Below are 14,707 nucleotides of genomic sequence, written 5' to 3' on the forward strand. Positions count from 1 at the left end.
CCCGTCCACCATCCGGACACCCCCGCCCGCCCACACTCATACGTCTGCTTTACTTGCCCCCATGAGCACCACGAGCGACCGCACCCCTGCGACCGAGGCGACGACCACGCCCGGTGCTCGTTGTATGTGCTGTCCCTCCCGCGCCGACCGAATGCGCGCCTTCTAGAGGGCCCCCGCACCACCACCCCCGCTCGCGCCCCGAAGCGAGCACCCCCGGCAGCCCGTACGCCGTGCCCGGCGCCCCCCGCACCACCGGCGCCCCCACACGCACGCGCGCACCAAGCGCCGCACAGGTGTGCACCCGCACACAAGCGCCACCCCCCCGCGTGCCCGGGCACACCCACGCCCGCCCCACGCCCCCGACAGCGACGGAAACCCACGTGATCACCACATCGGGCCTCACGAAGATCTACCACCCACACGGAACCCGGGGCCGCGCCCAGGCGGCCCCCCACGGCATCGTCGCCCTCGACGACGTGGACCTCCACGTCCGCGAGGGCGAGGTCTACGGCGTCATCGGCCAGTCCGGCGCCGGCAAGTCCTCCCTCATCCGCTGCGTCAACCTGCTGGAGCGCCCCACCGCCGGCACGGTCACCGTCGACGGCCGGGACCTCACCGCACTCGCCGGCCGCGGCGCCCGCGCCGGCCGCGAACTGCGCCGCGCCCGCAGCCGTATCGGCATGGTCTTCCAGCACTTCAACCTGCTGTCCTCGCGCACCGTCCAGGCCAACGTCGAACTCCCCCTGGAGATCCTCGGCGTCTCGGGGAAGGAACGTTCCCGCAAGGCCCTGGAGCTGCTCGACCTCGTCGGCCTGACCGACAAGGCGAAGGCGTACCCCGCCCAGCTCTCCGGCGGCCAGAAGCAACGCGTCGGCATCGCCCGCGCCCTGGCCGGCGACCCCAAGGTGCTGCTCTCCGACGAGGCGACCAGCGCCCTGGACCCGGAGACCACCCGCTCCATCCTCCAACTGCTGCGCGACCTCAACCAGCAACTCGGCCTCACCGTCCTGCTCATCACGCACGAGATGGACGTCGTGAAGTCGGTCTGCGACTCCGCCGCCCTCATGGAGAAGGGCCGGATCGTCGAGTCCGGCACGGTGAGCGAACTGCTCGCCACCCCCGGCTCCCGGCTGGCCGAGGCCCTCTTCCCGGTCGGCGGCCGGGCCACCGGCGAGGACCGGACCGTCATCGACGTCACCTTCCACGGCGACGCCGCCACCCAGCCCGTCATCTCACAGCTCGCGCGCACCTACAACATCGACATATCGATCCTGGGCGCCGCGATGGACACCGTCGCCGACCGCCAGGTCGGCCGGATGCGCATCGAACTGCCCGGCCGCTACGAGGACAACGTCGTCCCGGTCGGCTTCCTGCGCGAACAGGGCCTGGGTGTCGACGTCGTCGGCGTCACCGACCTCGGCCCCACGGCCGGCCGGACCACCCCGCTGGTGAAGGAAGGTGCCAAGTGACCTGGTCGGAGATGCAGCCGCTGCTGTCCCAGGCCTGTTGGGACACGCTCTACATGGTCGGCTGGTCCACGGTGATCGCGGTCGTCGTCGGACTGCCGCTCGGCGTGCTGCTGGTCCTCACCGACCGCGGCGGACTGCTGCGCAACGTCGTCGCCAACAAGGTCATCGGCCAGGTCGTGAACGTCGCCCGCTCGATGCCGTTCATCATCCTCATGGTCGCGCTGATGACCTTCACCCGGTGGGTCACCGGCACCACCATCGGCCGCGAGGCCGCGATCGTGCCGCTCGCCATCGGCGCCATCCCGTTCTACGCGCGCCTGGTGGAGATGTCGGTCCGCGAGGTGGACGGCGGACTCGTCGAGGCCGTGCAGTCGATGGGCGGCAGCACCTGGAAGACCGTCCGCAGCGTTCTCGTGCCCGAGGCGCTCCCGTCGCTCATCTCCGGCGCCACCACCACGGTCATCGCCCTCATCGGCTACTCGGCCATGGCGGGCACGGTCGGCGCGGGCGGGCTCGGCGACATCGCCATCCGCTACGGCTACCAGCGCTTCGAGACCGGCATCATGTGGATCACCGTCGCCATCCTGGCCGTCGTGATCTCCGTGCTCCAGTTCGCCGGAGACTTCGCCGCGCGCTCGCTGCACCGCCGGGGCGCCCGGTCCGGACGGCTGCTCCTCTTCCGGCCGCTGGGCGGCCCCCGCCCGGTCCCGGCCACCGCGGACGCGGCCGACAAGGGCTGACACCCGCCCGACAGTCCCCGCGCCCCCACCCACAGACCTCCCCGTCCACCCGACACGGGGACGCTTCACCATTGCCGCAAGGAAAGGCACTTTTCGTGCGTAACACCGCAAAGATCACCACCGCCGCACTGGCCGTCACCGCCCTCACCCTCGGGCTCAGCGCCTGCGGCTCGGACTCCGACGACGCGGGCAAGGCCGACGCCGACGCCACCCTCACGGTCGCCGCGACCCCCACCCCCCAGGGCGAGATCCTCACCTACGTCAAGGACCACCTGGCCAAGAAGGCCGGCCTGAAGCTGGAGGTGAAGGAGTTCACCGACTACGTCACCCCGAACACGGCCGTCCAGCAGGGCGAGGTCGACGCCAACTACTTCCAGCACAAGCCGTACCTGGACGACTTCAACAAGAAGAACGGCACCGACATCGTCCCGGTCCCCGGCGGCACCGTGCACCTGGAGCCGCTCGGCGTCTACTCCAAGAGCCTCAAGAAGCTCGACGACCTGACGAAGGGCGCCACCGTCGCCCTGCCCAACGACACCACCAACGAGGCCCGCGCGCTCAAGCTCCTCGAGGCCAACGGGGTGCTGAAGCTGAAGTCGGACGCGGGCTACGACGCCACCCCCAAGGACGTCACGTCCAACCCCAAGGGCCTGAAGTTCAAGGAGCTGGAGGCCGCGCAGCTGCCGCGCTCCCTCGGTGACGTCGACGCCGCCGTGATCAACGGCAACTACGCCCTGGAGGCCGACCTCAGCCCGGCCAAGGACGCCCTGGCCGCCGAGTCCGCGAAGGACAACCCGTACGCCAACTTCCTCGCCGTGAAGAAGGGCGACGAGGACGACCCGCGGGTGAAGAAGCTCGCCACGCTGCTCACCTCGCCCGAGGTGAAGAAGTACATCGAGGACAAGTACGACGGCGCCGTCGTCCCCGCCTTCTGATCCCCGCCGCCCGTTCCGCCACCCGCCGCCACGCACGGGATCCGCTCCCTCACCGCCCGGAGCGGACCCCGTGGTGCGGCGTGGTGGGTTCATGCTGCATGCTGGGCAGTTCAGCAGGTCGGATGACGGCTGATCAGGTTTGACGGTCCACAGGTTACGGAGTGGCGCATGACGAGCACCTTCCCCAACATCTCCATCAGCACGGAGCGGTTGGTCCTGCGCGCCCTCGACGAGGACGACGTCACCGCCCTGTCCGAGATGATGAACGACGAGCAGATCGCCGCCTGGACCGATGTGCCCCAGCCCTTCACCGAGGCCGGCGCCCGGACCTGGATCGACGAGTACGCGCCCGCCGAACGCGCCGCGGGCCGCGGCCTCGACCTGGCGGTCACCGAGTTCCTCACCCAACGCCTGGTCGGCATCATCCAGCTCAGCCGCACCAACTGGCACGTGCGGTCCACGGAGCTGTCGTACATCGTCGCGCCCTGGGCGCGCGGCGAGGGCTACGCCTCCGAGGCCGCGCTCGCCACCGCCCGCTGGCTCTTCCGCGAGCAGAAGTTCGAACGCATCGAGCTGCGCACCGCCGCCGACAACACCGCCTCGCAGCAGGTCGCGCAGAAGATCGGCTGCATCAGCGAGGGCGTGCTGCGCAACGCCTGCATAGCCCACGCGCGCGCGGAGGACGGCACCTGGACCGACGTGCGCACCGACTTCATCGTGTGGAGCCTGCTGCCGGAGGACCTGGAGGGCGGCGCCGGCGAACTCGCCGACAGCACCGGGTTCACCTCGTTCTCCGACTGGAACTGAGTCCCGCGGCGGGGACCTGGGTCCTCGGCGGGAGAGGACACCGGCCGCCACGCCGGGCGAACGCGTCGCGCGCAAGCGGTAGTCTCACATGGTCCCGCGCGGCCCCGACGGCGTCCCGTCCGCGGGTCCGCCCCCCCACCTGCGTAAACACCCTGGAGAATCACGACGATGGCCGACCGGGTCACGGTGATCGGCTGGGACGGCTCGCCGCTGACCGACGCGGCGCGCTCCGCCCTCGGCGCCGCCACGCTCGTGGCCGGTGCCGCCCACCACCTCGCGCTCCCCGAAGTGCCCGCCGGAGCCGAACGCATCCGCCTCGGCAGCATCGCGCTCGCCGCCCGCCGCATCGCCGGACACCGCGGCACCGCCGTCGTCCTCGCCGACGGCGACCCCGGCTTCTTCGGCGTCGTACGCACCCTGCGCGCCCCCGAGTTCGGCCTCGAGGTCGAGGTCGTCCCCGCCGTCTCCGCCGTGGCCGCCGCCTTCGCCCGCGCCGGGATGCCCTGGGACGACGCCCAGGTCGTCGTCGCCCACCGGCGCACCCTGCGCCGCGCGGTCAACGTGTGCCGCGCCCACACCAAGGTGGCGGTCCTCACCTCGCCCGGCGCCGGACCCGCCGAACTCGGCCTGCTCCTGGAGGGCGTGCACCGCACCTTCGTCATCTGCGAGGAACTGGGCACCGCCCGCGAACAGGTCACCGTCGTCACCTCCGACAAGGCCGCCGACCACACCTGGCGCGACCCCAACGTCGTCATCGTCCTCGGCGGACCCGTCGCCGCCGCCGAGGACGGCGGCTGGCTCGCCGGCCGCGCCCCCGCCGCCGGACCGCGCGGCTGGACCCTGCCCGCGGAGGCCTACGAGGGCACCCTCGGCGAGGGCGAGACCGAACCGCTGCGGGCCGCCCAACTCGCCCGGCTCGGCCCGCGCGTCGGCGACCTCGTCTGGGACATCGGCTGCGGCGGCGGCGCCTTCGCCGTCGAGGCCGCCCGCTCCGGCGCCGCCGTCCTCGCCGTCGACGAGGACCCCGGCGCCTGCGCCCGCACCGAGGCCGCCGCCCGGCGCCTCGGCGTCCAGCCGCAGATCGTGCTCGGCACCGCCCCGCACATCCTGGAGAACCTCCCCGAACCCGACGTCGTACGGGTCGGCGGCGGGGGAGCGGCGGTCGTCTCGGCCGTCGCCGACCGCCGCCCGCAGCGCATCGTCACCCACGCCGCCACCCGGGACGCCGCCGAGCGCGTCGGCCGCGATCTCACCGAACACGGGTACGACGTGGAGTGCGCGCTGTTGCAGTCCGTCGAACTCGACACCCGGGCCTGGACGGAGAAGGAACGGAGCGTCGCCTTCTTCCTCTCCGGGGAGCTCGTCCGGCGCGAAAACACCCGCTGAGCGGCCACGGGACCGCACGCGGGGGTGCGGCCGGTCGAACGCGCCCCGTGATCCGGTTGTCGTACCGGCGCGGTAGGCTGGCCGACCGTTGTACCGCATCCGGGTGATCAGGCCCTTCATCAGCCAATGTCCGGAAAGCACACCTCTTTTGAGGAGTGTGTGGTACGGCAGGACCGGAGGACGCGCAACGTGGCGCAGTCCACAGCGGACCCGCGCGGATCACGCTGTCGCAATGGCAGGACGACCGAGACAATGCCAGTCCATGGCTTTGTCGACTTGATGGCGAGTCGTTCGTGCCGCTGGGCGCGCACGCTCGTTCTTCACACGGGGCGGTCGGTGCGCCGTTCCGGGCCAGTGGGTTGAGGAGCACGAACCGATGGGCGAGGGGTACGCATGACCGACACCGGCCAGGTCCCGGGCGAGGGACTGCCGGAGAACGCAGGCATGGTGCAGCAGCCGGGCGTCACCGCGCCGGCCGCGTACACCTACCTCGAACCCTCCGACACCGCCGTTGAGGACGAGGACCAGCTGCTGATGCCCGGCCAGCAGGGCGCGTGGGGCAACGAGATGGCCCCGCCCGCCCCGACCCCGGCCTACCACGAACCGGGGGCGCACGAGGCGGGCGGCCGGGACAGCGGCGCCGTCGACCTGAGCGCCGTGCGCACGCCGTCGGCGCCCGCCGCGCACCCCGCGCCGGCCCGCCGCCCGCTGCACCTCGGCCCGCCGACCCCCGTCCCCTCCGCGAGCCCGGTCCGCTCGCTCGCCGACCGCGGCCCCGCCGACGCGCCCATGCGGCCCACGGGCCCGGCCACGATCGGCCCCGAGTACCTCGACACCACCCCGCAGCAGGAGGCCGCCCCGCAGGGCGCGGCCCCGTGGGGCGCCGCCCCGCAGGCCGGCCCGGGCGCGGTGCCCGCGGAAGCGGCCGCCCCTCAGGACACGGCGACCGGACTCGGCACCGCCGTGGCGGAGCCGGGTGCCGGATACGCGGCCGTCCCGGAGAACGCGGAGGCGGAGGCCGGGTACGCGGTGAACGACGGGTTCCCGCAGCCGGGCGTCGGCGACGGCCCGCCGCAGGCGGCGGAGGCGGTGGCCGCGGCCGGACAGCCGGTCGGTCAGCCGATCGGAGACCCGGTCGGTCAGCCGGTCGGAGACCCGGTCGGTCAGCCGGTCGGGGGGCCCGTCGGAGAGGGGCCGGAGGTTCCCGTCGGGGCGCCCGAGGGGGCGGCTGCCGTGCCGGGTGGTCCGGCCGAGGAGCCGCAGGGTCCCGTGGCCGTTCCCGCCCCTGAGACGCCGGAGCCCTCGGTTCCGGCCGAGGTTCCGGTCGCCGAGGTTCCGGTCCAGGAGGCCCCGGCAGTGCCGCAGGTCGCCGACGCCGGCACGCCGGTTCCCGGTGTTCCGGTGGCGCAGGGGGCGACGCCTCCGGACGGCACCACGCTCCCGGTGGCCGACGGCGCCGTTCCGCCGCAGGGCGCGGTTCCCGTCGTACCGGCCGAGCAGCACGAGGAGGCCGTCGCGGCGCCGGGCGCACCCGAGGCGGGTCAGCCGGTGCCGGGTGCCGAGGCCGCCGAGCCGCCGGTGACCGTCGTACCGGACGGACACGGGGCCGAGGCCGCTCCGGTGGCCCCGGGGCCGGTCGCGGACGTCGCCGGCCGACCGCAGGAGGCGCAGCCGGGCGTGCCCGCAGCCGTCGCCGCCCCGGAGGCACAGGCCCCGGCCGCCCCGCCCGAGGCCCCGCAGGCCCCCGTCGCCGTCCCCGCGCCGGTGGACCCGGCCGCGCACTTCGCCGGGCCCGGCGAAGTGGCCGGCACCCCCGAGAGTGCCGAAGCCATGGGCGAGCAGTCCGCCGAGACGGTCGTGGAGGACGTGAGCCCGGCCGTCACGGAGGCCGTCCCCTCCGAGGCCACGACGACCGACGCCGCGCGGCCCGAGGCGGCGGACCCGGCCCCGGCGGCCGAGCCCGTGCCCGCCGACGCCACACCGGGCGCCGTTCCTCCGGAGGCGGTCGACGCCGCGGCCGCGCCCGACCCGGCCGCGCAGACCACCCCGCTCGCCGCGGCCGGCCAGTCGGCGCCCGTCGCCCCCGTGGAGCCGCCCGCCGAGGCGGCCGTCCCGGACCCGGCGGCCCCCGTCGGCGCCCCCGGTGACGACCAGCCGCTCACCCCGCACACCGACGAGGCGGCCGACGGCCAGTTTGTCCACGCGGCCGAGCCGCTGAGCCCGGCGGTCGGCCACGTTGCCGTTCAGCCCCTCGGCCAGTTCGTCCCGGCGGACGGCCTCGCACCCGTCACCCCGCACCTCGACCCGGTCCCCGCACAGGAACCCTCGGCTCCGGCCGCGGACGCCACGCCCGAACCCCCGGCCACCGGCGCCGTACCCGTACCGGACGTCCCGCAGGCGCCCGTCCCGGAAGCTCCGCAGGACCCCCGGGCGGCCGGCTCCCCGGCGGCGCCCGTGACCGTCCCGGCGCCCCGCGAGGGCGACGCGGCCGACGCCCAGCCCCCCGCGCACCCGGACGCCGCCGCCGTACCGCACCCGCAGGACCCGCAGGAGCAGCCCGTGCCGGAGCCCGCGGAACCCGTCGGCCCCGCCGCCCCCGGCTACGACGAGGCCGAGCGCGAGGCCGTACTGCGCGTGATGCGTGAGCGCCGCGACATCCGCAACGGCTTCCGCCCCGACCCCATCCCGCACGAGGTGCTGCTCCGCGTCCTGGAGGCGGCCCACACCGCCCCCTCCGTGGGCCACTCCCAGCCGTGGGACTTCGTCGTCATCCGCTCCGCCGACACCCGGCGCGCGATGCACGAACTGGCCGAGCGCCAGCGCGACGCGTACGCCAAGTCGCTGCCCAAGGGCCGGGCCAAGCAGTTCAAAGAACTGAAGATCGAGGCCATCCTCGAGACCCCGGTCAACATCGTCGTCACCGCCGACCCCACGCGCGGCGGCCGGCACACCCTGGGCCGGCACACCCAGCCGCAGATGGCCCCGTACTCCTCCGCGCTCGCCGTAGAGAACCTCTGGCTCGCCGCCCGCGCCGAGGGCCTCGGCGTCGGCTGGGTCAGCTTCTTCGACGAGCGCGAGATGGTCCGCGCCCTCGGTCTGCCCGACCACCTGGAGGTCGTGGCGTACCTGTGCGTCGGCTACGTCGACGAGTTCCCGCCCGAGCCCGAGCTGCTCCAGGCCGGCTGGTCCAAGCGCCGCCCGCTCTCCTGGGTGGTGCACGAGGAGACGTACGGCCGCCGCGCCCTGCCCGGCGAGGAGCCGCACGACCTGCTCGCCGAGACGATGGCCGGGATCCGCCCGCTGGACGCCAAGGCGCTCGGCGAGGCGTGGGAGCGGCAGAAGCGGATGACGAAGCCGTCGGGCGCGCTCGGCATGCTGGAGATCATCTCCGCGCAGCTCTCCGGGCTGTCCCGCAAGTGCCCGCCGCCGATCCCGGAGCCCGCCGCGGTGGCGATCTTCGCGGGCGACCACGGCGTGCACGCCCAGGGCGTCACCCACTGGCCGCAGGAGGTCACCGGCCAGATGGTGGCCAACTTCCTCGGTGGGGGAGCGGTCTGCAACGCCTTCGCCACGCAGGTCGGCGCCGAGGTGTGCGTGATCGACGTGGGCGTCGCCTCCGACCTCCCGGCCACCCCGGGGCTGCTGCCCCGCAAGGTGCGCCCCGGCACCGCCGACATGACGGCCGGTCCCGCGCTCACCCGCGAGGAGGTCAAGCAGGCCATCGAGATCGGCATCGAGACCGCCCGCGACCTGGTGGCGGCCGGCAACAAGGCGCTGCTCACCGGTGAGATGGGCATCGCCAACACCACGGCGTCGGCGGCCCTGATCTCCGTCTTCACCGGCGCGGACCCGGCCGAGGTCACCGGCCGCGGCACGGGGATCAACGACGAGACGCTGGCCCGCAAGACCGAGGTCGTCCGGCGGGCCATCGAGCTGCACCAGCCGGACCCGGCCGACCCGATCGGCGTCCTCGCCGCGTTCGGCGGCCTGGAGCACGCGGCCATGGTCGGGCTGCTGCTCGGCGGCGCCTCGCTGCGGACGCCGGTGATCCTGGACGGCGTCAGCGCCGGTGCCGCCGCCCTGGTGGCCCGCGCGATCGCCCCCGAGGTCCTCGCCGCGTGCATCGCGGGCCACCGCAGCGCCGAGCCGGGCCACGTCGCCGCCCTCAACAAGCTGGGCCTGCGCCCGCTCGTCGACCTCGACCTCCGCCTCGGCGAGGGCACCGGCGCCCTGCTGGCCCTCCCGCTGGTGCAGAGCGCGGCCCGGGCGATGCACGAGGTGGCAACGTTCGACTCGGCAGGCGTCACGGAGAAGTAGCCACCGGCGCGCTCCGGGACCTCCGGAGGAGACCCGGCCTGGTCCGGCCCGTCGGGCCCGGCCGAGTCGGCCCGTCCGGGCGGTTCCGGCGGGTCGACCGGGGCGGCGAGACGCACCGCATCCCGCCCCGGTCCACCCGCCCCGCCGTTCGCCGCATAAAATCGCACGTCAGCCCGCTTCGACGTCGCAGCGTGCGCCCGGCGCCCGTCTGTGTGCGCCCGGCATTCCCCTCCCCGCCGTACGAGGAGCCGCACCGCCATGGCCGAACACCCCGCCTACCCCGTGGGCCTGCGTCTCGCCGGCCGCCGTGTCGTCGTCCTCGGCGGCGGTCAGGTCGCCCAGCGCCGCCTGCCCGCACTGATCGCGGCCGGCGCCGACGTCCAGCTGATCTCGCCCTCCGCCACCCCCTCCGTCGAGGCGATGGCCGGCGCCGGCGAGATCACCTGGATCCGCCGCCCCTACGCGGACGGCGACCTCGCCGACGCCTGGTACGCGCTGATCGCCACCGGCGACCACGCGGCCAACACCGCCGCCTCCGCCGAGGCCGAACGCCACCGCGTGTGGTGCGTGCGCTCCGACGACGCGGACGCCGCCACCGCCTGGACCCCGGCCACCGGACACAGCGAGGGCGTCACCGTCGCCGTACTCACCACCAGCGCCCGCGGCCGCGACCCCCGGCACACCGCCGCCGTCCGCGACGCGGTCGTCGAGGGGCTGCGCGACGGCACCCTCGTCGCCCCGCACCACCGCACCCGCACCCCCGGCGTCGCCCTGGTCGGCGGCGGCCCCGGCGACCCCGACCTGATCACCGTGCGCGGCCGCCGCCTGCTCGCCGAGGCCGACGTCGTCATCGCCGACCGCCTCGGCCCCCGCGACCTGCTCGCCGAACTCCCGCCGCACGTCGAGGTGATCGACGCGGCGAAGATCCCCTACGGCCGTTTCATGGCCCAGGAGGCCATCAACAACGCGCTGATCGAGCACGCCAAGCAGGGCAAGTCGGTCGTCCGGCTCAAGGGCGGCGACCCCTACGTCTTCGGCCGGGGCATGGAGGAGGTGCGGGCTCTCGCCGAGGCGGGCATCGCCTGCACCGTCGTCCCCGGCATCTCCAGCTCCATCTCGGTGCCGGGCGCGGCCGGCGTCCCCGTCACCCACCGCGGCGTCGCCCACGAGTTCACCGTCGTCAGCGGCCATGTCGCCCCCGACGACGCCCGCTCCCTGGTCGACTGGCCGGCCCTCGCCCGGCTCACCGGCACCCTCGTGATCCTCATGGGCGTCGACAAGATCGGCCGGATCGCCGACACCCTGGTCGCCCACGGCAAGGCCCCCGACACCCCGGTGGCCCTGATCCAGGAGGGCACGACGGCCGCCCAGCGCCGGGTCGACGCCACGCTGGCCACCGTCGCCGAGACGGTACGGACCGAGGACGTCAAGCCGCCCGCGGTGATCGTGATCGGCCCCGTCGTGCACGTGGGCCCGGAGAAGGGCGAGTAGACCCGTGGCAGAGCTCCTCACCGTCGAGGACCCCGACGACCCCCGCCTGCACGACTACACGGACCTGACCGACGTGGAACTGCGCCGCCGGCGCGAACCCGCCGAGGGCCTGTTCATCGCCGAGGGCGAGAAGGTCATCAGACGGGCCGGCGAGGCCGGTTACGCGATGCGGTCGATGCTGCTGTCCGCCAAGTGGGTCGAGCCGATGCGCGACGTCCTCGACACGCTCACGGTCCCGGTCTACGTGGTCAGCCCCGAGCTCGCCGAACGCGTCACCGGCTACCACGTGCACCGCGGCGCCCTCGCCTCCATGCGGCGCAAGCCCCTGCCCACCGCGGGCGAACTCCTGGGCACCGCACGCCGGGTCGCGGTGATGGAGGCGGTCAACGACCACACCAACATCGGCGCCATCTTCCGCTCGGCCGCCGCCCTCGGCATGGACGCCGTCCTCCTCTCCCCGGACTGCGCCGACCCGCTCTACCGCCGCAGCGTCAAGGTCTCCATGGGCGCCGTCTTCTCGGTGCCCTACGCCCGCCTCGACCAGTGGCCGGGCAGCCTGGCGGCGGTGCGCGAGGCCGGGTTCGACCTGCTCGCGCTCACCCCCGACGCCGGCGCCACGAGCCTCGACGAGGCCGCCCCGCACCGGCGGGAGCGGGTCGCACTGATGCTCGGTGCGGAGGGCGACGGACTGTCCCGGCGCGCACTGGCCGCCGCCGACGAACGGGTCCGCATCCCCATGTCCCACGGCGTCGACTCCCTCAACGTCGGCGCCGCCGCCGCGGTCGCCTTCTACGCCGTGACGGCGGGCCGCCCGCAGGACTGAGCCCGGCCGACCGCCGTACTTCAGGCCCCCCGGCCCCCGGCCCCGTCGCCGCGGCCGGTTCCGGTGTCGTACGACTGTTGGTGCGAGGGGTGGTCCGGCCGCTGGTGGGGCTGTGTCCGCGTCTGTCGTACGTCCGTACGCCCCCGGTCGTCGTCGCGCAGACCGTTGGCCGGGCCCTGGCAGCCCTGCGCCGCGGCGATGCCGAGCGCGACGAGCAGCGTCACCACGACGAACACGAAGATCCGCTGCCGCAGCAACCGGGGATTGGCGGGCCGCCGCCCGGTGCCGTTCGTACGCGGCTTGCGGGACGCTGGACGGCGGCCCGCGCCGGAACCGGCACCGGAACGGGTGCCGCTCCGCTGCGCGGGCGGCTGCTGCCGCGAACCCGGGCGGGAACCGCTGTTCGACCGGGAACCACCGTTCGGCCGCGCGCCTCCGGTGGGCCGGGCGCCACCGCCCGGCCGTACGTCGCCACCCGGCCGGGAGCCTCCGGTGGGCCGCGGGTCACCGGAGGCCCGGGAGGCACCGCCGGAACGGGGCGGGGGAGTGGCGGGCGAGTCGTCCTGCGGGCGCCGCTGGGTGCGCTGCTCCGCGTACAGCTCAGCGAGCCGCCCCGAGGGACGGTCCGGCAGGTCGGGGGAGCCGCGCTGGGCCGGCGGCCGGGCGTCGGTCAGGCCCTGGGCCTCCCGGGCGGCGATCTCCTTCAGCCGCAGCGACAGTTGCAGCGTGCTCGGCCGCTCCTCCGGGTCCTTGGCGAGACAGGCCCGCACCAGCGGGGCCAGCGCGTCCGGCACCCCGCGCAAGTGCGCCTCCTCGTGCACCACGCGGTACAGCATCACCTCGGAACTGCCGTGCCCGAAGGGCGAGTCGCCGGTCGCCGCGTAGGCCAGCGTGGCGCCGAGCGAGAACACGTCCGTGGCCGGCGTGACCGCGGCGCCGCGCACCTGTTCGGGCGCGAGGAAACCGGGCGAGCCGACCGCCGTGCCGACATGCGTGAGCGTCGAGGCGCCGGTGGCCCACGCGATGCCGAAGTCGATGATCCGGGGCCCCTTGGGGGACAGCAGGATGTTCGAGGGCTTCAGATCGCGGTGGACGACCCCGGCCTCGTGCACCGCCACCAGCCCCTCGGACAGCGCGGCACCCACGGCGGCCACGTCGGCGGCCGGCAGCGCACCCTCGTCGGCCACCTTGTCGTGCAGCGAGGGGCCCGGCACGTACTGCGTGGCGAACCACGGCCGGTCCGCCTCCAGGTCCGCCGCCACCAGCCGTGCCGTACAGCCGCCCCGGATCCGCCGCGCCGCCGAGACCTCGCGTGCGAAGCGCGACCGGAACTCCTGGTCCTCCGCGAGGTCGGGCCGGATCACCTTCAGCGCGACCCGCTGGCCGCGCCGGTCGGAACCCAGGTAGACCACACCCATGCCGCCCGCGCCGAGCCGCCGGTGCAGCCTGAACGAGCCGACGACACGCGGGTCCTCACGCCTCAGGCGCATCATCGCCATGTCCATCCCCGCTGCCCGCTCCGTTTGACGAGCACAGCTTACGTATCGGGGGCCGGGTGCGCGCAGAGGCCGCGCCCTCTCGTTCCTGTCGATTGTCAGTACCGGGTACGACACTTGAAGGACGGTCAGCACGGATGCGGACGGCGGGCCCGGGCACCGTCCATGATCCCAACGCCCGGCGGGACGCGGTCCCTTGAGCACGCGGCGGACCCTCGTGCGAGCAGCCCGGGCGAGGCCGTGGAGTGCGGCGCGGACCGGGCGGAACGGTCCGCCGGAACACCGCCGGAAGCGGCCGGAGGCGGACGGCGAGCCCCCGCGAACCGCCCCGGAGTGAGGGATGTCACCCGTCGGCACCCCGGCGTCCCCCTCACGACGGACCGGACGACCCCCGGCACGCCCCGACCCGGACAGAACGGACACCCCCTCCGGGAACACCCTGAGAGCCGTACCCCCGTCTCCACCCAGGGGAGTACACCCCGGTGTGCCGCTCATACTCCGGGAGGCCCGGCAATCGGTACGAGGGCATGACGTCCAGGACGCGCCGCCCGCCTAGATTTGTCGTCAAGCGGCGGGTGCAGCACTCGTCCCCCGAGGTCAGACACCCGCCGCTGCCAAACCCATTCGGTCAGGAGAGGGACCATGGCCCACACGGCACCGCGGACAGTGCTCCGCACGCGAGGACGCAGGGTGTACGGCACCCCGTTCCGCACCGGCCGTACGGGCCGCCGCCACCCACTGGTGGCGACGGCGATGGCCCTTCCCCTGGCGGTCCTGCTCCTGCTCGTCTTCGACGGCTGGGAGACGGTGGCCACACAAGCGTCGTCCGTGGGCGTGATGCTGGGGCGCTGAGCGGCGCCCCAGGCCCGGAAGAGCGGTCCGGGCGGGGACATCCGGCCAGAGAAACCCCGTGGGGACGGGGGTGCGGCGGACGGCAAAAAACGCCCGCGCAGCTGGGGAGCTGCGCGGGCGTTGCCTTTTCCACCTCCAGCGGACCCAGCCGCGGTCACCGCCCCGGCTGCGCCCAGCCGAGCCGCACTCCGCCGCCCCCAGCTACGGGCAGTCCAGGAAACCCCCGGCCCAGGCCAACGCCGTACGCTCGCACCCGCACCCGCACCCGCACCCGCACCCGCACACCGCCCCACCCCGAGGCCTCCATGACCGTCCTCCCCGCCCTCCTCACCGCCGCCCGCGCGGCAGCGCACCCCCAGCCACACGCGCCCCGCACCCCCTGCGCCTGCGC

10 protein-coding genes are annotated in these 14,707 nt (G+C 74.7%); 9 read left to right on the forward strand and 1 reads right to left on the reverse strand.

Features of this window, described 5'->3' with window-relative positions; translation table 11 throughout:
• Positions 1-380: 380 nt before the first annotated feature.
• The 8 genes from IO29_RS30330 (at position 381) to IO29_RS30365 (ending at position 11,968) form a co-directional block, all read left to right on the forward strand.
• On the forward strand, positions 381-1,469 hold the full coding sequence (locus IO29_RS30330; RefSeq protein WP_030383262.1) for a methionine ABC transporter ATP-binding protein: 1,089 nt from the start codon (positions 381-383) through the stop codon (positions 1,467-1,469).
• Positions 1,466-2,209 (forward strand): methionine ABC transporter permease, encoded by a 744-nt coding sequence (locus IO29_RS30335; protein WP_030383263.1) that lies wholly within the window; start codon positions 1,466-1,468, stop codon positions 2,207-2,209. Before IO29_RS30330 ends, IO29_RS30335 begins: the two co-directional genes overlap by 4 nt.
• Positions 2,210-2,304: 95 nt before the next feature.
• Positions 2,305-3,144 carry a MetQ/NlpA family ABC transporter substrate-binding protein gene (locus IO29_RS30340; RefSeq protein WP_030383264.1) on the forward strand — a complete coding sequence of 280 codons (840 nt, stop codon included), beginning with the start codon at positions 2,305-2,307 and terminating at the stop codon, positions 3,142-3,144.
• A gap of 168 nt (positions 3,145-3,312) precedes the next feature.
• Positions 3,313-3,951, forward strand: coding sequence for a GNAT family N-acetyltransferase (locus IO29_RS30345; protein WP_030383265.1), 639 nt, complete (start codon positions 3,313-3,315; stop codon positions 3,949-3,951).
• A gap of 168 nt (positions 3,952-4,119) precedes the next feature.
• Positions 4,120-5,337: a precorrin-6y C5,15-methyltransferase (decarboxylating) subunit CbiE gene (cbiE, locus tag IO29_RS30350; protein WP_030383266.1), complete on the forward strand. Its 1,218-nt coding sequence runs from the start codon at positions 4,120-4,122 to the stop codon at positions 5,335-5,337.
• A gap of 393 nt (positions 5,338-5,730) precedes the next feature.
• Positions 5,731-9,654, forward strand: a complete 3,924-nt coding sequence (cobT, locus tag IO29_RS30355; RefSeq protein WP_030383267.1) for a nicotinate-nucleotide--dimethylbenzimidazole phosphoribosyltransferase — start codon at positions 5,731-5,733, stop codon at positions 9,652-9,654.
• Between the two features lie 258 nt (positions 9,655-9,912).
• Positions 9,913-11,145 carry a uroporphyrinogen-III C-methyltransferase gene (cobA, locus tag IO29_RS30360; protein WP_030383268.1) on the forward strand — a complete coding sequence of 411 codons (1,233 nt, stop codon included), beginning with the start codon at positions 9,913-9,915 and terminating at the stop codon, positions 11,143-11,145.
• 4 nt (positions 11,146-11,149) lie between these two features.
• Complete coding sequence (locus IO29_RS30365; protein ID WP_030383269.1) at positions 11,150-11,968, forward strand: TrmH family RNA methyltransferase; 819 nt, start codon at positions 11,150-11,152, stop codon at positions 11,966-11,968.
• 20 nt (positions 11,969-11,988) lie between these two features.
• Here the strand turns inward: IO29_RS30365 and IO29_RS30370 are convergent, their stop codons facing one another.
• Positions 11,989-13,473, reverse strand: coding sequence for a serine/threonine protein kinase (locus IO29_RS30370; protein WP_078618576.1), 1,485 nt, complete (start codon positions 13,471-13,473; stop codon positions 11,989-11,991).
• 633 nt (positions 13,474-14,106) lie between these two features.
• Between IO29_RS30370 and IO29_RS30375 the strand changes: the two genes are divergently transcribed.
• Positions 14,107-14,316, forward strand: a complete 210-nt coding sequence (locus IO29_RS30375) for a hypothetical protein (protein WP_030383271.1) — start codon at positions 14,107-14,109, stop codon at positions 14,314-14,316.
• Positions 14,317-14,707 lie beyond the last annotated feature (391 nt).

It is taken from the genome of Streptomyces sp. NRRL F-6676 (assembly GCF_000725625.1).
GTDB lineage: Bacteria > Actinomycetota > Actinomycetes > Streptomycetales > Streptomycetaceae > Streptomyces.